Raw genomic sequence first — 16,286 nt, forward strand, 5'->3', positions numbered from 1 at the left:
CCTTGATGCCATTCCACGCGCCGACCCATTTCGCCACGAATTTTCTTGCCGCCGATTCCCCCTTTTCATAGACTCCCCCTCGACCAAAGCCGAAGGCCCACCGATCTTGTGAGCCTTCACCATGACCACCATCCTCGCCCTTGATCTGGGCACGACCGCCGGCTGGGCCATGCGCCTTGCCGACGGTGTCATTGTCTCCGGCACCATGGAGTTCCGCCCCGGCCGATTCGAGGGCGGAGGAATACGCTTCCTGCGCTTCCGATCCTGGCTGGACCACCTCGAAGCCGGTGCCAAGGGCATCGGCACGGTCTATTTCGAAGAAGTACGCCGCCACGCCGGCACCGACGCCGCCCACATCTATGGCGGCTTCCTGGCCCATCTCACCGCTTGGTGCGAACTCAAGCACATCCCTTATCAGGGCGTTCCGGTCGGCACCATCAAGCGCCACGCCACCGGCAAGGGCAATGCCGGTAAGGATGCGGTGATCGCCGCCATGCAGGCGCGCGGCTTCAATCCCGAGGACGACAACGAGGCCGACGCCCTGGCCATCCTGTCCTGGGCCATCGACACCGAAGGAGGTGTGCGATGAACTGGCATCCTCCCGGCTTCGGTGGCACCCGCCGTGATCCTGAGCAGGTCAAACGGGATGGCTGGCAGGAACGTGGCGTCCTGGTCATTGCCGAAGACGACCAGCGCCTGTCCTGGCCCGAGCGGGAACTGATCCGCCAGTTGGGCGCCAAGCTGTATGGTCCGCGCCCGGAGGTGTCCTATGGCTGAGATCCATTGGACGCCTTCCCTGGTCGAAGACCGCCTTGCCGAAGCCGCCGACACCCTGCGCCGACTTCCCGAAACCAGAATCCAGGGGCACGCCAGCACCTGGCCACCCTATGTGCAGGAATGCTTGGAATCCACCGAGGTGAAGCTGCGCCGTCCGCCACCTTCCGCAGCCGCCATCACCCGCATGGACGAAGCCTTGCCCTGGTTGCGCCACCTCGATCCCACCGACGCCAAGATCATCTGGCTGCGGGCCACCAACGCGCCATGGAAGGTGATCTGCTGGCAGGTCGGCAAGACGCGGGCGACCGCTCACCGGCATTGGCTGTTCGCGCTGTGCGTCATTGCCTGGAAGCTGAACGGCAAGCGCATCCCTCGTCACATCTCCAAGGTCGATCTGATCGCCCGCACCAAGGCGGCGGAGGAAAGCGAAAAGTGTATCGATACATCGCAGGGCGGGACAGTGATGGCCAGTTTGGGATAGATGTAAGTCCAGGCTCGCGGAACGGGCGGCGACGATCACTAAATGATCCGCCGCCCGAAGCGGGCGAAAGAATAGAACTCCGTACCGTGGAGAATTGGTTCCTCCCCGGCACCTTCCCCTATGCGGGGGGCATCAGCGCCCGATTTCGCTAGCGACAGCCGAAAATTCTGGGTTTCCACTTGGGTTTCCAGTTTCCACCCCACGAGGCGCGCAAGGCCATGGCCAGCGCGCCTTTCGCATTTCCGGGGGCCTGGAAACCAGGGTGGAAACCTTGCCGCTGTTAACTACCCAATTCCAACCCTAACGGGTCGTTTCCATGGAAACCGCCCGAACGGGTAGGGTTCCACTCCCAAGAGATCGCCCCATGCCCCATCCGCTTCCTGACACGGTCGAGCACTGGCCCGTCGACCGGTTGCGTCCCTATGACCGCAACGCGCGGACCCATTCGGACGGCCAGGTCGCCCAGATCGCCGCCAGCATCGTCGAGTTCGGCTGGACCAATCCCGTGCTGGCCGACGGCGCTGGAAACGTCATCGCCGGCCACGGTCGGTTGGCAGCGGCGAAGCAGCTTGGCCTCAACACTGTGCCGGTGCTGGTGCTCGACCATCTGACCGAGGCCCAGCGTCGCGCCTACATTCTGGCCGACAACAAGCTGGCGCTGAATGCAGGCTGGGATGAAGAGACCCTGGCGGCGGAACTGCACGCGCTGAATGCCGAGGGCTATGACCTCGATCTGATCGGCTTCTCGGAAGAGGAACTGGACGCCTTGATGGCTCCCCTTGATGACAAGGGCGACGGCCAGGGAGAAGGTGACGAAGACGAGATCCCCGAACCGCCCGTCGACCCGGTAACGCGGCCGGGCGATTTGTGGATCTTGGGCCGCCACCGCCTTCTGTGCGGCGACAGCACCGTCGCCACCGATGTGGAGCGTCTGCTGGCCGGAGCCACGCCGCACCTGATGGTGACCGACCCGCCCTACGGCGTGGAATACGACCCCACCTGGCGGAACGAAGCAGGGGTGTCGTCCTCGGCCCGCACCGGCAAGGTGGCCAACGACGACCGCGCCGACTGGCGGGAAGCCTGGGCGCTGTTCCCCGGCGAGGTGGCCTATGTCTGGCACGCGGCCATCTTCGCCAAGACGGTAGCCGACAGCCTGGAGGCGAATGATTTCAAGATCCGCGCCCAGATCATCTGGTCGAAGAATCGCTTCGTCCTGGGCCGCGGTGACTACCACTGGATGCACGAACCTTGCATTTATGCTGTGCGCAAGAACGGAACCGGCCATTGGCAGGGGGCGCGAGATCAGGCCACCGTCTGGGCCATCGGCAATAACGGCGACGAGGACGAGGCCACCGTTCACGGCACCCAGAAGCCGGTGGAATGCATGCGCCGGCCGATCCTAAACAACAGCGCCGAGGGCGATTCGGTCTACGAGCCGTTCGCGGGCAGCGGCACCACGGTGATCGCCGCCGAGACCACCGGGCGGGTCTGCTTCGCCATGGAATTGAACCCCGCCTATGCCGATGTGACCGTCGGCCGCTGGCAGAAGATGACCGGACAGAAGGCCATCCTGGACGGAGACGGGCGGTGTTTCGTGGAAATCGCCGCCGGGAAAGCGGTCAGCGCCGGGTGATCCGGCGCAGGGAATGCTGGTACTTGGCGTCGGTGGGCTTCCAATCAAGCGGCTTGCAGCCGAGCCGCAGATCACGGTTCCAGAATTCCAGGATCTGCTGGTTGGAATAGCCCCGGCCCCGGGAGTACTCGAAATCGGTCTGCGACCATTGAGGATGGGCCTTCAGCAAGGCGCTAGGACGGACGGTCAACCGGGCCGCCATGGTCACTTCGCCTCCTGGCCAGCGGTAAATGCGGCTTCCAGGGCCTTCTTGATCTGCCAAGCCGACAACTCGTGGAAGTCCAGCCGGTCGCTCTTGCGGGTGTCCAGGGTCTCCAGGTCGAGGATCTGGGTGGCGATCTCGGTCAGGGCTTGGTCTCGGGTTTTCATGCTCTTGGCCTTCCGTTGTGGTGAGGCCAGTACCGCTCTATGTCGCCGACAGATCAAGTCGATTAAGTGTGCGATTTCAATAAGGTGATCGATTGCGCCAGTCCCATCGAATGTCACTGGCCGAGGCCGCCGCCAACGTGGTGATCGGCTACGCCATCGCGGTCGCCACCCAGGTGGTGGTGTTCCCGATCTTCGACATTCACATTACCCTGGCCGATGATCTGGCGATCGGCTTGGTGTTCGCCGTGGTGTCCTTGGCTCGGGGTTTCATGCTGAGGCGGGTCTTTGAACGGCTCCGGTGACAAATTGGCGACATGCCCTTAATCTTCTTCCGGGATTCTTGTCCGGGAAGGAAAAACAGCATGAGCAAGACCGCGATTTCCAAAGCCATTCGCACCGCCGCCCAGGCCGACGAAGCTGTCGATGCCTTGGTGGCCACCATTCTGGATGGCGTGAAGTCCGAAGGCCGCTTCCGGATGATTGGATTTGGGACCTTCTCGAAGTCCGAGCGCCCGGCCCGGCAGGGCCGCAATCCCCAGACCGGCAAGACCATTGAGATCGCGGCGTCCTCGACCATCAAGTTCAAAGCGTCGTCGTCGCTGAAGAAGTAGGCTGAAGAATGGCGGTTGATCCCGAGCAGGTGGCGCGCAGCGCGGACGATCTGATCGATCACTACGGTCAAACCGCTCTCGAAGTAGCCCGCCAGCAGGCTGAACGTGCGTCGAGGACAGGTGATCATCCTGCCCTCGATCTCGCCCTGATGGTTTTGACGGAAATCGAGCGCCGTCAGACTGCAGAATCCAATTTGTAAACCCGGCCCCGGCCTTCGATCTTCTCGCTGGTGACGTCCAGGCCGAGCTTCTTCTTTAAGGCCCCGGCGATTGCGCCCCTTGCCGTATGTGGCAACCAGCCGAACTCGGCGGTAATCTCGGCGATGCTGCTGCCCTCGGGCCGCTTCAGCATGGCGATCAGGGCCTCCTGCTTGGTGCCTTCGCGGGGCTTGCGGGCCGGTTTCGCGACGTGGGCGTCCGTGGGCGGGGATTCTGCCTCGTCGGCCATGTCAGCCGCCGGTTCTTCTTCCGGCGCCGTGTCGGCGCCCGTGTCGGCGACAATGCCCAACACCATGTAGGCGGCGGCCGTGGCAACCAGCGTCAGCGAGGTTCCATCCTCGGCCTCGCGCCAGACCGGAGCGCCGGGTTCGGCGGGGATTTCCTCGGCCAGTTCCTTCTTGATCAGGCTGGTCAACACCATGTCGACCGCAGCGCCCTTCAAGGATGTGGTGATCGGCAGGACCAGCCCGCCCTCGCGGGCGCAGGCAGCGGACAGGATGACGGACTGGGTATCGGAAAGTTGAATCGTGGTCATGGTGGTTCCTCTCGGGTGCGGCGCGGTCAATCCGCGCCCTGTACCACCCCGAGCCCAACCGGGCGGACCCGGTCGGGCGATGCGGGAACCAAGGGCGTCAGGCCGCCATGTTGGCCAGAAGGCGTCGGGCTTCGTAAATGGCCGTCCACATGGCGCGGTCATCGGCTGGCCCGTCGGTTGTTTCGATCTCGGTGGCGGCGCGGTCGATGGCCCGCAGCGTTTTCACCATGGCGGCATTATCAGTGCGCAGGCGGTCGAGTTCGGCGGAGTCGGTCATCTATGTCTCCTTATCTTGACGGTGCTGCCGACGAGGCCCGACGTCAGGCTGCCGCGTCGGCCATGACCTCGAAATGGGTGACGAAGCCGGTGAGGTAGGGCAGCCCGTGCGGGATTCCGGTTTCCCGCGCCGTGTGGCAACTGATGGTCCAGGCCATCCAGCGGGCCTCCGCCGCATCGATCGCCGCCGCCAGCCCGAGACCGCGAAACAATCCGTTCGCGACGTCGTCGGCGAAGTGGCGGCCTTGGGTGCTGTCGAGGAAATCGCGCACCGCCGTGTCCGGGCAGCCGGTGGCGGTCTGGATCGCGGGCATCGCCAGTTCCCAGGCTTCGGCCGGGTCGGCGTGATCGCCCATGGTGCCGAAAAAGCCCCAATCAATATTGGCGGTGGGGAGGATGGTGTTGGGCATGGTGGTCTCCGTTGTTCGTGGGACCATCCATCGCTCTGTCGGCCCGGCACATCAACTGGAATAGCGGATCATTTCCTTTCGTTTTAAGGCTTCGATCATGGGGGTGTCCGTTCGCGAATATGCCCGCAGGCGTGGCGTCAGCCATACCGCTGTGCGCAAGGCGGTGCAGACGGGCCGGATTCCCCAGGAGCCCGACGGCACCATCGACCCGGCAAAGGCCGACGCCGCCTGGGATGCCCAGACCGACCCGGCCCGACGGGCGGCAGCACCGCCGCCCTCAATGCCATCCCCCACCCCGAAGCCATCCTCGTCGCCATCACTCCAGCGCGAGACCGTTCCGCCATTGCCCAGCACATCCGGCGCCACCTTCAACCAAGCCCGCACGGCCCATGAAGTCGCCAAGGCCCAGAAAGCCCGCATCCAGGTGGATCGCCTCAAGGAAGAGGTGGTCGATCGGGCGCGGGCCACCGCCCTGGTGTTCAAGCTGGCCCGGCAGGAACGCGATTCCTGGATCACCTGGCCGGCGCGGGTCGCCGGGCAGATGGCCGCGGAGATCGGCATCGACCCGTATGTGATGCAGACCCTGCTGGAAGCCCATGTCCACGCCCATCTCGACGAACTCGCCGCCATCGAGCCGAACTTCCGATGACGCGTTTGGGTTCCGTGGGGCCGATGCTGTGCTGCTGGCATGGCAGGACGGGATGCGTCCTGATCCCAGCCTGACCGTCTCGGAATGGGCCGATCAGCACCGCATGCTGTCCAGCCGGGCTTCGGCGGAACCGGGCCGCTACCGCACGGCCCGGACTCCTTACATGCGCGACATCATGGATGCGCTGTCGCCCACCAGCCCGGTGCAGCGGGTGGTGTTCATGAAAGCGGCGCAGGTGGGAGCCACCGAGGCCGGATGTTGCTTCATCGGCTTCGTCATCCACCATGCGCCGGGGCCGATGCTCTGCGTCCAGCCGACAGTGGAGATGGCGAAACGGGCGTCTCGCCAGCGCATCGACCCGCTGATCGAGGAAAGCCCGGCCATCCGGGAACGGGTCAGACCGGCCCGCTCGCGCGACGCCGGCAATACCATGCTGTCGAAGGATTTCCCTGGCGGCACATTGGTGCTGACCGGCGCCAACAGCGCGGTGGGCCTGCGTTCCATGCCGGCCCGTTACCTGTTCCTCGACGAGGTCGACGCCTATCCGGCTTCCGCCGACGACGAAGGCGATCCGGTGGGGTTGGCCGAGGCGCGGTCTCTGACCTTCGCCCATCGCCGAAAGGTGTTCCTGGCCTCGACGCCGACCATCCGGGGCATGTCGCGCATCGAGCGGGAATACGAGGCATCCGACCAGCGCCGCTTCTTCATGCCGTGCCCTCATTGCGGGACCATGCAGTGGCTGAAATTCGAGCGGCTGCGCTGGGACAAGGGCCGCCCCGAGACGGTGCGCTATCACTGCGAAGCCTGCGAGCAGGAGATCGCCGAGCACCACAAAGGCGCGATGCTGGCGGCAGGCGTTTGGCAGGCGACGGCCACGGGCACTGATCCCGGTACCATCGGCTTTCACATCTCGGCGCTGTATTCACCGCCGGGCTGGCAATCGTGGCGGGACATCGTCCGCCTGTGGGAAGCGGCACAAGGAAATGACGATGCGCTGCGGGTGTTCAAGAACACCGTGCTGGGCGAAACCTGGACCGAGTCCGGCGAGGCCCCCGACTGGCAGCGGCTCTACGACCGCCGCGAAAACTGGGCCAATGGCAGTGTGCCGGAAGGCGCCCTGTTCCTCACCGCCGGGGCCGACGTCCAGAAGGACCGTGTCGAGATCGATGTCTGGGCCTGGGGGCGAAACCTGGAAAGCTGGCTGGTCGACCACATCGTCATCGACGGCGGTCCCGAGAAGGCCGAAACCTGGACTGCGTTGGAGCAGGTGCTGGCGAAGACCTGGCAACATGCCAACGGTGCCGCCCTGAAGATCGCCCGTCTCGCCATCGACAGCGGCTACGAGTCCTCGGCGGTCTACACCTGGGGCCGCCGGATGGGCGTCGGCCAGGTCTCGCCCATCAAGGGTGTCGAGGGTTTCAACCGCTCCAGTCCGGTCTCCGGCCCCACCTATGTGGACGCCACCGAGGGCGGCAAGAAGATCCGCCGCGGCGCCCGCCTCTGGACGGTGGCGGTGTCCACCTTCAAGTCGGAGACCTACCGGTACTTGCGCCTGGAGCGGCCCACCGACGAGGAACTGGCCGAGGGAATCCGTTACCCGGCCGGAACGGTGCATCTGCCATCGTGGGCGGACTCAGAGTGGTGCAAGCAATTCGTGGCCGAGCAGTTGGTGACGGTCAAGAACCGACGCGGCTTCACCAAGCTGGAATGGCAGAAGCTGCGCGAACGCAACGAGGCGCTGGATTGCCGGGTTTATGCCCGCGCCGCCGTCTGGATCGTCGGCGCCGACCGCTGGTCAGAGGCCAAATGGCGGGATCTCGAGAAGCAGGTGGCGGTGACCGACCGGCTTCCCGCCAGTGACCCGGAGGCCGGGCGGATCCGCCGAATCGCCCGCCGTCCCCGGCGGATCATCAAGTTCAGCGGGATGCACTGATCATGACTCTCGACGAGATGAAGGCCGAGCGCGAGCGGGTGCTGGCGCGGCGCAACTCGCTGGTGGCTCGCGTCACGGTGGGCGACCGCACCGTCCAATACGATCTGACCCAGGCCAATCACGTCCTGGCCGATCTCGACCGTCGCATCGCCCAGGCCGAGGGCAGGAAACCCCGCCGCCGCATCCTCGCCGTCGCCACCAAGGGGCTGTGACCATGCTGGGGAGTTTCCGCCGTCGCCTCGGCGCTCTGATCGGTGGCTTCGAGGCCGCCCAGGGCAGCCGCCGGCTCAAGGGCTTCCAGCCCAGCCGCGCCCACGTCAACACCCTGATCGCCGCTGCCGGTTCCGACATCACGGCGCGAGCCCGCTATTTGGTGCGCAACAACGGCTATGCCCTCAACGCCGCCGAAAGCTGGACCGGAAATGCGGTGGGCACCGGCATCAAGCCGTCGTCCCTGATCGCCGACAGGGATCTGAAAGCTCGGGTGCAGCAGCTCTGGCTGGCCTGGACCGACGAATCCGATGCCGAGGAACTAACCGATTTCTACGGCCAGCAACGCCGCGCCGCCCGCGAGGTGTTCATCGCAGGCGAAGTGTTCTTCCGCCTGCGCCCGCGTCGTCCGGAAGACGGCCTGACGGTGCCGTTGCAGCTTCAGATGCTGCCCTCGGAAATGTTGCCGTTGACCCGAACCGAGGTTCTTCCCAACGGCAACGTCATCCGCCAGGGCATCGAGTTCGACCGCATCGGTCGGCGGGCGGCATATTGGTTCCTGCGCCGTCATCCCGGCGATCTTACCGACCCCGGCATGGTCGGCGAAATGGTGCGTGTTCCGGCCGCCGAGATCATCCATGTCATCGACCCGGTGGAATCGGGGCAGTTGCGCGGGGTGTCACGGCTGGCCCCGGCCATCGTCAAGCTGTTCCTGCTCGACCAGTACGATGACGCAGAACTTGAGCGCAAGAAGATCGCGGCGATGTACGCGATGTTCGTCATCTCGCCGGCACCAACCGATATTATCGATGTGACCCCAGCCGACGATGGTTCCGGCGACCGCATCGTCGAGGTCCAGCCCGGCCAGGTGGTGCCGTTGGAGCCGGGCGAGCAGATCCAGACCTCGGCCCCCGCCGATGTGGGCGGATCGTATGAGCCGTTCGAGTATCGGACGCTGCTGCAGATCTCGGCCGCCACCGGCATCCCTTACGCCTATTTGTCAAACGACATGCTGAAGGCCAATTACTCCAACTCGCGCATGGCGCTGCTGGAATTCCGCCGCCGGGTCGAGGCATGGCAGCACTCGGTGATGGTCCACCAAATGTGCAGGAAAGTGTGGCAGCGCTGGCTAGATGTGGCGGTGCTGTCCGGGGCGCTCGACATTCCCGGCTACGAGCGCAACCGCGCCAGCTTCATCGCCTGTTCCTGGCTGCCGCCGAAATGGGACTGGGTCGATCCGCTGAAGGACGCCAAGGCCGAGATCGAGCAGATCGGGGCGGGTCTGAAAAGCAGGACGCAGGCCCTGGCCGAGCGTGGCTATGACGCCGAACAGGTCGATGCCGAGATTGCCGCCGACCGCGAGCGCGAGCAGCGGCTGGGGCTGACCTTCGGTTCCGATCCGACACCGCTCTTGTTGCCCCCACCGACATCGTAAGGACGGACATGCACGATTTGCCCCATCTCGCGGCTCGCCTGTATGGGACGCCGCTGCTGGTCGCCCGCAGTAAGCTGGATGTGATCCTGGGTGCTCTCGGCCCCCGGCTGGCTGGGCAGTCCATCTCCTTCGACGGCGATACGGCTCCGTCCGCCGATGTGGCGGTGACGCCCGACGGCATCGCCATTATCCCGGTGATCGGCACTCTGGTGGCGCGGTCGGGATACCTGGGGGCCGCCAGCGGGCTGACCGCCTATTCGGATATCGCCGAAACCATCGAGGCGGCGGCCACCGATCCCGGTGTCCGGGCCATTCTGCTGGACGTGGACTCCTCCGGCGGCGAGGTCGGCGGCCTGTTCGATCTGGTCGACCACATTCAGGCCGTCCGCGCCCAATGTGGCAAGCCCATCTGGGCGATAGCTGACGAAGCCGCGCTCTCGGCGGCCTATGCCATCGCCTGCACCGCCGACCGCCTCTACGTCACCCAGACCGGCGAGGTCGGCTCCATCGGCGTGGTCGCCGTCCACCGCGACGAATCGGGGGCCGATGCCCAGGCTGGGCTGGCCTGGACTTTCGTTCATGCCGGTGCCGCCAAGGTGGATGGCAATCCCCACCAGCCGCTGTCCGGCTCTGCCCGTGCCGCCCTTCAGGCCGATGTGGATGCCCTCTACGGGAAGTTCGTCGCCCTGGTGGCCAAATGCCGCAAGCAGCCGCCCGAGGCGATCCGCGCCACCGAGGCCACCGTCTATCGCGGCGATCAGGCGGTGACCGCCGGATTGGCCGACAAGGTCGGCACGCTCCGCGTTGCCCTGGCCGATCTCGGCACCACCCTGGCGCGCCCGTCTATCCGTTCCCCCGTCCTGTCCAAACCCAAGGAGACCACCATGTCCGAGCAAACGGGGGACATCCCCGTCATCGAAACCGAACGTCCCACTCCAGCAGCCATTGTTCCGGTGCCCGGCGCAGTAACCGCCCAGGTGGAACAGCGTCTGCGCGCCGAATATTCCGAAATCAGCGCCGTTGCCGCCCAGGCCGCCCGCCTGGGTGTGACCATCGATCCCGCCGAGGCCATGGCCAAGGGCATCCGCCCCGAGGCGCTGCGCCGCTCGGTTCTGGAGCAACTGGCTGAGCGCTCCGAGGCCACCGATGTGGTCGCCGCCGCCCCGGCGGGTGCGGCCCCCAAGACCGAATCCGAAAGCCCCATCGTCCGGCGTGCCCGCGAAGCCGCCGCCCGGAAATAAGGACACGCTGCCATGCCTGTGCTGACCGCTTCGCCCACCCTGGGCGATCTGCTGAAGTTTGAACTGAACGCCAGCTACACTCGCGAGACCGTCACCCTGAAGGCGGGGACCAGTTATCCCCTGGGTTCCGTGCTGGGCCGCATCACCGCCAGCGGCGAATTTCGTCTATCCCCCGCCGCCGAGGTGGTGGGGGACGAAGGGGCGGAAACCGCCATCGGCGTGCTGCTGGAAGCCGTTGATGCCACCGATGCCGCCGTCACCGGCCTGATCGCCGCCCGCGGCCCGGTCATCCTGGCCGATGCCGCCCTGGTGTTCGACGCCTCGGTCGATCAGCCGACCGAACGAGCAGCCAAGATTATCCAGCTTGCCACCGTGGGGCTGGTTGCCCGCGCCACCGTCTGATCGGAGCCTTTCCCATGACCCAGATCATCAATCCCTTCGACGTGGGCGGCTACTCGCTCGCCGAAATGACCCAAGCCATCAACATCCTGCCCAACCTGTACACCCGGTTGGGCCAGATGGGGCTATTCCGCTTCGAGGGCGTCACCCAGCGCAGCGTCATCATCGAGCAGGCCGAGGGTGTCCTCAACCTGCTGCCCACCGTTCCCCTGGGCGGCCCGGCCACCGTCGCCAACCGCGATGCCCGGAGCATGCGGTCGTTTACGGTGCCGTGGATTCCCCACGATGATTCCATCACGCCCCAGGATGTCCAGGGCGTGCGCGGCTTCGGCGTCGCCGATGCCGCCGATCCCCTGGCCACCGTCATGGAGCGCAAGCTGACCCGCATGCGGAGCAAGCACGCCCAGACCAGGGAATTCATGGAGGTCAACGCCCTGAAGGGCGTGGTCCGCGACGGCGGCGGGTCCACCCTGTACGATTACTTCAGCGAATTCAGCCTCGCCCGCCAGCAGGTGGATTTCGCCCTCGGCACCGCCACCACCAACGTCCAGAGCAAGATCCGCGATGTCCTGCGCAAGGTGGAGGTCGAGTTGAAGGGGGAGACCATGACCAGCGTGCTGGCCCTGGTCAGCCCGGAATTCTTCGACAAGCTGATCGGCCATGCCAAGGTCGAGCAGGCTTACCAGTATTATTCCTCGACCGGTGCTCAGCCGCTGCGGGAAGACGTCCGCCGCCGCTTCCCCTTCGCCGGCATGGTGTTCGAGGAATACAGCGCCACCGTCACCCTTTCCACCGGCCAGACCGAAACCCTGATCCAGCCGGGCGAAGGCATCGCCTTCCCGCTGGGCACCATGGACACCTTCGTCACCTATGGCGCCCCCGCCAATCTGATCGAGACGGTCAACACCCTGGGCGTGCCCATGTACGCCCGGCAGTTGGCCCGTCAGGACGGCAGCGCCATCGACGTCAAGACCGAGGCATCCATCCTGCCGGTCAACAAGCGGCCCCGGCTGGCGGTGCGGTTGTTCTCGGGCAACTGAGCATGACCGCCTTCGCCGACGCCTTTGACGACCTGTTCGCCGATCCGAACATGGCCGTCGCCGTGACCTACCAGGGCAGCCCCGTGCGTGCCCTGGTGCGACGGCCCGACCGCGACATCGAGTTCTCGGACATCACCGTCCACACGGGGACGGCGGTCTTCGAGATTCGGCGGGGGGAGGTTCCGGCACCCCAGGCGGGGGATGTGATCGTCCATGACGGCGCCAGCTTCGTCGTCCAGGGAGAACCCCGCCTGGATGCCGAGCGGCTGATCTGGACCTTGGACACGAGACCGGCATGAAACTGGCGGCGGCTATTTCCGGCGATCTGCGCAAGATCATGGCCGAGGAAATCAAGGCTGCCGAGGACGCCGTCACCGCCGCCATGCGCCAAGCCGCCGACGGATTGAAGGCCGATCTTCGCCGCCAGGTCACCGAGGCTGGCATGGGCCAGCGCCTCGCCAACACCTGGCGGGCCGAGCTTTATCCCAAGGGCCGGAAAAGCATCAAACCGGCGGGGTTCGTCTTCACAAGGGCTCCCACCATCATCCGCGCCTTCGACCAAGGGGCGGTGATCAAATCCAAGCACGGTTTCTGGCTGGCGATCCCCACACCCGTGGCCGGGGCGGGACCGCGGGCCAAGCGCATGACGCCCGACCTGTGGGAGCAGATGCACGGGAGCCGCCTGCGATTCATTTATCGCCGGGGCGCTCCCTCGCTGCTGGTGGCGGAAAACATGCGGGTCCGCGCCGGCAAGCGGGGCGGCTTCGCCAAGGGCAGCGCCTCGGCACTCCGCTCCGGGCGCGGGATGACCACAGTGGTGATGTTCATCCTGGTGCCGCAGGTGAGCTTGAAGAAGCGCCTCGACGTGGACGGCGTCGCCGAGCGGTGGGCCTCTGCGCTGCCGGAGCTGATCGTCAGGAACTGGCGGTAACGCCGATCAGAACAATCGCAAATCGAAGACGAAGGGCCGTTGCGATTCGACCTGAATGTGCTGAGCATGGGGATGAAGTGGATTGATCAGGACGTTCCACTCCTCGGGCACGATGACGGACGGCACCCGTAGAATCGCGCTTCTTCCCGATGCAAGCCACTTGTCGCCAAAGGCCCTGGCGGTTTCCGTAGCTTGGGGCTGCGCGTCTTCGTATCCCACATCACCGGTCTCGATCGCGACGAGCCGGTAATCCTCGGGCAGCAGGTCGAGAGGCAAGTCCAGATGGACGCGAACCTCAAGAACGGCCAGAGCGGCCGATCCGGCGCAATACACAACGGGACGTCCCGGTGAATTCCAGCGTCCCCCGAACATGCGGGCACCTTCGCCGTCCAAGGCGGAATGGGCCTCGCGGGCCAATCGCCACAAACGCATCAGGCCGCGATCCCATGGGCTATGCGGCCAAGAATGGTCTCGACCTCGCGGGCACCTTCTTCGGTATCGAGCAAATCGAGTGGAATCTCATTGGCCAGTGCGGTGGTGGACCGTCGCAGCCAGCGATGAGCCTTGTCCTGAGTGCCGAAGACCTCCTCGGCGATCGCCATGACGCGGGCGACCCGCATCAGCCGGTCGGATTGATCCGTGGTCAGGGTGCCGATACGCTCCCGATGGGCCAGCGTCTTGCGCGGCAGTACGACACGATCGGTTTCCGCACGGGACAGCCGCCCCGACTGCATCAAGGCATGCACAGCACTGACCGGTAGTCCGGCCCGAACGGCACGGATCAGATCGAATTGACTGAGAATAGCAGCCCCGACGACTGAGGGACCTCCGACGACATCAATGATAGCGGTTGGTGTGGGCATGGCTGCGCTCCTTGGCGATATGCCCAGTATGTACGTGCAAATTGCCAAATTGCAAGGGCGAGCATTCTCCGCAGAACATGCGGAGAAACAGCCCATATTCTCCGCATCCATCTCGGATACCCGCCCATGCCCAGCATCCGTGAGCAAATTCTGTCCGCCCTGCTGGCGCTGCTGGAGACCGTCCCCGGCGCCACGGTCAAGCGGGAAGCGCCGCTGCCTGAAACGGTCCCGGCGGGTGGCCTGATCATCTTGCGTGACGGCGATCCCGGAGACTCGGAGGTGGTGTTGTCGCCCGTTACCTACCTGTGGGAACACCAAACCGAGATCGAGATCATCCTCCAGCGCGGCCAGGACGACGACAGTGCGGCATTGGACAACCTGCTGATGGCGGTGGGCGTCGCCCTGGCCGCCGATCGTTCTCTCGGTGGTCTGGCCGAATGGCTGGACTGGGGCGCCCCCAAGACCTCCGGCCTCGCCATCGACGGCGCCGCTTCCTTACGCGGTGCCACGGTGCCGGTCACCATCCATTACAGCAGCCCCGATCCGTTGGGCTGATTTCCAATCCATCAAGGATTTCGATCATGGCGAAAACTCGGGCCTATGGCGCCGATTGCGTGCTGCTGGCCGCATTCGAGGCGAGCTACGGCGTGCTTCCGGCCGACGGCTATGGACGGCTGTCGTTTAAGGACTCCAGCCTGGGGGCCGAGCGACCGCTGGGTTACGACCCGCTGCTGGGCCAGGGTCGCGACGCCCAGGACCCGTTCTATGAGGCGATCAAGGACGAGGGCGATATCGGCGTGCCGCTGGATGTGCGGGCGCTGGGGTTTTGGCTGAAGGGCTTGTTCGGTGCTCCCACCACCGCTGATAACGGTGATGGTACCTTCGACCATGTCTTCACCTCGGGCGGCACGCTACCCAGCCTCGTCATCGAGATCGGCCACGCCCAACTGGCGGTGCCGAAGTTCTTCCGCCATGGCGGGGCCAAGCTGGACAAGCTGTCCTTCGATATGGCTCGCTCCGGCGCAGCCAATGCCAGCATCGGGGTGATCGCCCAGGGCGAGGCCGAAGCCTCCACCACCATCGACGCCAGTCCGGCCAGCTTTGCCCTGAAGCGGTTCAGCCAGGGCAGCGGCACCATCCGGGTCGGCGGTGGCCAACTAGCCAACGTGGTGGGCGGAAAGCTGTCCTTCTCCAACAACCTGGATCGGGTCGAAACCATCCGCGCTGACGGGTTGATCGACGGCGTGGACGAGACCGAGGCCACCGCCGAAGGCACGGTGGATATCCGCTTCGGCACCGACACCACGCTGACGGCTGCCATCGCCGCCGAAAGTCCGGTGGCCATGGAATACGGCTTCACCATTCCCGGCTCGGCCTTCGCCCTGACCTTCCATCTGCCCCGCGTGTTCCTGCCCAAGAAAAAGCAGGAGATCAAAGGCCCCGGCGGTATCCAGGCCAGCTACGACTGGCGGGCGGCCCGCGATCCGGTGGTGGGGTATCTGCTCCGCATCTCCCTGGTCAACGACGTGGCGGGGTACTGACCATGATCCGCTTGTCCATCCCCAAGGAACCCTACTGGATCGATCTGCCCCACGGTGTCCGGGTCTTTGTCCGCCCCCTGACCACGGCGGTGTACGAGGCCGCCCGGTCACGCGGCTGGCGCATGGCCCGTGCTATCGCCGCCGAACATGCCGATCTGAAAGCCGCCGGAGCCGACATCACCGGCCTGCCCGATCTGTCCGACGAGGACGCCCTGGCCGGGTTGTCACAGATGCTGTTCGCCCAGGGTCTGGCCCGCTCGGCCATCACCAAATGGAAGGGCGTGCTGGATGCCGATGATCGGCCCGCTGAGATCACCGACACCGCCATTGCCGACCTGATGCAATTGCCCCGCATGGCCGAGAGCTTCGTCGTCCAATACACCGAAACCCACGAAGCGGTCATCGCCGAGGGAAACGTCTCCAGGCCCGCGCCGAATGGCACTTCGGCGGCGGGCCTGACTACTGCCGAGGCTGTGGCGGAAACTGCGACTGCCCCTATGACCGCAACGCCCCACTGACCGAGGCGGGCTGGCAAGCCTGGGAATTGCTGACCGGCGCCATCGGCGCCATCCGTATCGGTCCCCGTGGCGGCATCACCGGGCTCGACCTTACCGCCCTGCTGATCCAGGCCCAGGCGCTGGGTTACGACCAGCCCCTGCTGGCCCACCTGCTGCCCTTCACCGAGCGCGGCATGGTGGCAGGGGCCGCCAAGGCTCAAACAGAGACCTGATCC

27 protein-coding genes are annotated in these 16,286 nt (G+C 65.4%); 20 read left to right on the forward strand and 7 right to left on the reverse strand.

Annotation, left to right across the window (positions count from 1 at the left end):
* Window positions 1–121 precede the first annotated feature (121 nt).
* The 4 genes from ACV4UZ_RS14995 to ACV4UZ_RS15010 all read left to right on the forward strand — a co-directional run bounded on the left by ACV4UZ_RS14995 (window position 122) and on the right by ACV4UZ_RS15010 (window position 2,891).
* The gene (locus ACV4UZ_RS14995; RefSeq protein WP_491601599.1) at window positions 122–589 is read left to right on the forward strand and encodes a crossover junction endodeoxyribonuclease RuvC; all 468 of its coding nucleotides are present in this window, start codon (window positions 122–124) and stop codon (window positions 587–589) included.
* Window positions 586–777: a hypothetical protein gene (locus tag ACV4UZ_RS15000; protein ID WP_009868270.1), complete on the forward strand. Its 192-nt coding sequence runs from the start codon at window positions 586–588 to the stop codon at window positions 775–777. Before ACV4UZ_RS14995 ends, ACV4UZ_RS15000 begins: the two co-directional genes overlap by 4 nt.
* Window positions 770–1,258 carry a DUF6362 family protein gene (locus tag ACV4UZ_RS15005; protein WP_491601600.1) on the forward strand — a complete coding sequence of 163 codons (489 nt, stop codon included), beginning with the start codon at window positions 770–772 and terminating at the stop codon, window positions 1,256–1,258. The genes ACV4UZ_RS15000 and ACV4UZ_RS15005 overlap by 8 nt, the downstream gene beginning before the upstream one ends.
* A gap of 364 nt (window positions 1,259–1,622) precedes the next feature.
* Complete coding sequence (locus tag ACV4UZ_RS15010; protein ID WP_491601601.1) at window positions 1,623–2,891, forward strand: site-specific DNA-methyltransferase; 1,269 nt, start codon at window positions 1,623–1,625, stop codon at window positions 2,889–2,891.
* Here the strand turns inward: ACV4UZ_RS15010 and ACV4UZ_RS15015 are convergent.
* Complete coding sequence (locus tag ACV4UZ_RS15015; protein ID WP_491601602.1) at window positions 2,878–3,093, reverse strand: hypothetical protein; 216 nt, start codon at window positions 3,091–3,093, stop codon at window positions 2,878–2,880. The genes ACV4UZ_RS15010 and ACV4UZ_RS15015 overlap by 14 nt on opposite strands.
* Window positions 3,094–3,095: 2 nt before the next feature.
* Window positions 3,096–3,260 (reverse strand): DUF6900 domain-containing protein, encoded by a 165-nt coding sequence (locus ACV4UZ_RS15020; protein WP_491601603.1) that lies wholly within the window; start codon window positions 3,258–3,260, stop codon window positions 3,096–3,098.
* 92 nt (window positions 3,261–3,352) lie between these two features.
* Between ACV4UZ_RS15020 and ACV4UZ_RS15025 the strand changes: the two genes are divergently transcribed.
* The 3 genes from ACV4UZ_RS15025 to ACV4UZ_RS15035 are packed head-to-tail and all read left to right on the forward strand — an operon-like array spanning window position 3,353 to window position 4,071.
* A complete protein-coding gene (locus ACV4UZ_RS15025; RefSeq protein ID WP_491601604.1) occupies window positions 3,353–3,562 on the forward strand; it encodes a DUF7220 family protein in 210 nt (69 codons plus the stop codon).
* A 60-nt stretch (window positions 3,563–3,622) separates the two neighbouring features.
* Entirely contained in the window at window positions 3,623–3,871 is a 249-nt protein-coding gene (locus ACV4UZ_RS15030) for an HU family DNA-binding protein (protein WP_491601605.1), read from the forward strand.
* Between the two features lie 8 nt (window positions 3,872–3,879).
* Window positions 3,880–4,071: a hypothetical protein gene (locus ACV4UZ_RS15035; RefSeq protein ID WP_156612482.1), complete on the forward strand. Its 192-nt coding sequence runs from the start codon at window positions 3,880–3,882 to the stop codon at window positions 4,069–4,071.
* On the opposite strand, the gene ACV4UZ_RS15040 is transcribed toward ACV4UZ_RS15035, so the two are convergent.
* The 3 genes from ACV4UZ_RS15040 to ACV4UZ_RS15050 form a co-directional block, all read right to left on the reverse strand.
* Window positions 4,047–4,625, reverse strand: a complete 579-nt coding sequence (locus tag ACV4UZ_RS15040; RefSeq protein WP_491601606.1) for a DUF3489 domain-containing protein — start codon at window positions 4,623–4,625, stop codon at window positions 4,047–4,049. The genes ACV4UZ_RS15035 and ACV4UZ_RS15040 overlap by 25 nt on opposite strands.
* Window positions 4,626–4,722: 97 nt before the next feature.
* Complete coding sequence (locus ACV4UZ_RS15045; RefSeq protein ID WP_068490506.1) at window positions 4,723–4,902, reverse strand: hypothetical protein; 180 nt, start codon at window positions 4,900–4,902, stop codon at window positions 4,723–4,725.
* A gap of 43 nt (window positions 4,903–4,945) precedes the next feature.
* Window positions 4,946–5,311, reverse strand: a complete 366-nt coding sequence (locus ACV4UZ_RS15050) for a hypothetical protein (RefSeq protein ID WP_491601607.1) — start codon at window positions 5,309–5,311, stop codon at window positions 4,946–4,948.
* 97 nt (window positions 5,312–5,408) lie between these two features.
* Here ACV4UZ_RS15050 and ACV4UZ_RS15055 point away from each other — a divergent pair, with 97 nt between their 5' ends.
* Genes ACV4UZ_RS15055 through ACV4UZ_RS15095 form a run of 9 tightly spaced genes read left to right on the forward strand, consistent with a single transcriptional unit; the run spans window position 5,409 to window position 13,149 of the window.
* Window positions 5,409–5,960, forward strand: a complete 552-nt coding sequence (locus ACV4UZ_RS15055; protein WP_491601608.1) for an elements of external origin — start codon at window positions 5,409–5,411, stop codon at window positions 5,958–5,960.
* A 52-nt stretch (window positions 5,961–6,012) separates the two neighbouring features.
* Complete coding sequence (locus tag ACV4UZ_RS15060; protein ID WP_491601609.1) at window positions 6,013–7,893, forward strand: phage terminase large subunit family protein; 1,881 nt, start codon at window positions 6,013–6,015, stop codon at window positions 7,891–7,893.
* Between the two features lie 2 nt (window positions 7,894–7,895).
* Window positions 7,896–8,105, forward strand: a complete 210-nt coding sequence (locus ACV4UZ_RS15065; protein WP_491601610.1) for a phage head-tail joining protein — start codon at window positions 7,896–7,898, stop codon at window positions 8,103–8,105.
* A 2-nt stretch (window positions 8,106–8,107) separates the two neighbouring features.
* Complete coding sequence (locus ACV4UZ_RS15070) at window positions 8,108–9,538, forward strand: phage portal protein (RefSeq protein ID WP_491601611.1); 1,431 nt, start codon at window positions 8,108–8,110, stop codon at window positions 9,536–9,538.
* A gap of 8 nt (window positions 9,539–9,546) precedes the next feature.
* The gene (locus ACV4UZ_RS15075; RefSeq protein ID WP_491601612.1) at window positions 9,547–10,779 is read left to right on the forward strand and encodes a S49 family peptidase; all 1,233 of its coding nucleotides are present in this window, start codon (window positions 9,547–9,549) and stop codon (window positions 10,777–10,779) included.
* Window positions 10,780–10,791: 12 nt separating this feature from the next.
* Window positions 10,792–11,181, forward strand: a complete 390-nt coding sequence (locus ACV4UZ_RS15080) for a head decoration protein (protein ID WP_173983633.1) — start codon at window positions 10,792–10,794, stop codon at window positions 11,179–11,181.
* 14 nt (window positions 11,182–11,195) lie between these two features.
* On the forward strand, window positions 11,196–12,218 hold the full coding sequence (locus ACV4UZ_RS15085) for a major capsid protein (RefSeq protein ID WP_491601613.1): 1,023 nt from the start codon (window positions 11,196–11,198) through the stop codon (window positions 12,216–12,218).
* 2 nt (window positions 12,219–12,220) lie between these two features.
* A complete protein-coding gene (locus ACV4UZ_RS15090; protein ID WP_491601614.1) occupies window positions 12,221–12,517 on the forward strand; it encodes a head-tail joining protein in 297 nt (98 codons plus the stop codon).
* Window positions 12,514–13,149 (forward strand): DUF6441 family protein, encoded by a 636-nt coding sequence (locus ACV4UZ_RS15095; RefSeq protein ID WP_491601615.1) that lies wholly within the window; start codon window positions 12,514–12,516, stop codon window positions 13,147–13,149. Before ACV4UZ_RS15090 ends, ACV4UZ_RS15095 begins: the two co-directional genes overlap by 4 nt.
* Before the next feature lie 6 nt (window positions 13,150–13,155).
* Here the strand turns inward: ACV4UZ_RS15095 and ACV4UZ_RS15100 are convergent, their stop codons facing one another.
* Both ACV4UZ_RS15100 and ACV4UZ_RS15105 read right to left on the reverse strand, forming a co-directional pair.
* Window positions 13,156–13,581: an RES family NAD+ phosphorylase gene (locus ACV4UZ_RS15100; protein WP_491601616.1), complete on the reverse strand. Its 426-nt coding sequence runs from the start codon at window positions 13,579–13,581 to the stop codon at window positions 13,156–13,158.
* Window positions 13,581–14,012: an Xre family toxin-antitoxin system antitoxin gene (locus tag ACV4UZ_RS15105; RefSeq protein ID WP_211546706.1), complete on the reverse strand. Its 432-nt coding sequence runs from the start codon at window positions 14,010–14,012 to the stop codon at window positions 13,581–13,583. Before ACV4UZ_RS15105 ends, ACV4UZ_RS15100 begins: the two co-directional genes overlap by 1 nt.
* Before the next feature lie 126 nt (window positions 14,013–14,138).
* Between ACV4UZ_RS15105 and ACV4UZ_RS15110 the strand changes: the two genes are divergently transcribed.
* From ACV4UZ_RS15110 to ACV4UZ_RS15125, 4 genes are read left to right on the forward strand one after another with little or no spacing between them, the layout of a single operon-like run.
* Entirely contained in the window at window positions 14,139–14,567 is a 429-nt protein-coding gene (locus ACV4UZ_RS15110) for an acyl-CoA transferase (protein ID WP_491601617.1), read from the forward strand.
* Window positions 14,568–14,593: 26 nt separating this feature from the next.
* Window positions 14,594–15,553: a phage tail tube protein gene (locus ACV4UZ_RS15115; RefSeq protein ID WP_491601618.1), complete on the forward strand. Its 960-nt coding sequence runs from the start codon at window positions 14,594–14,596 to the stop codon at window positions 15,551–15,553.
* A gap of 2 nt (window positions 15,554–15,555) precedes the next feature.
* The gene (locus ACV4UZ_RS15120; RefSeq protein ID WP_491601619.1) at window positions 15,556–16,071 is read left to right on the forward strand and encodes a hypothetical protein; all 516 of its coding nucleotides are present in this window, start codon (window positions 15,556–15,558) and stop codon (window positions 16,069–16,071) included.
* Between the two features lie 26 nt (window positions 16,072–16,097).
* On the forward strand, window positions 16,098–16,283 hold the full coding sequence (locus ACV4UZ_RS15125; RefSeq protein ID WP_491601620.1) for a DUF7697 family protein: 186 nt from the start codon (window positions 16,098–16,100) through the stop codon (window positions 16,281–16,283).
* The last annotated feature ends 3 nt before the right edge of the window (window positions 16,284–16,286 follow it).

This window comes from Paramagnetospirillum sp. (assembly GCF_058402745.1).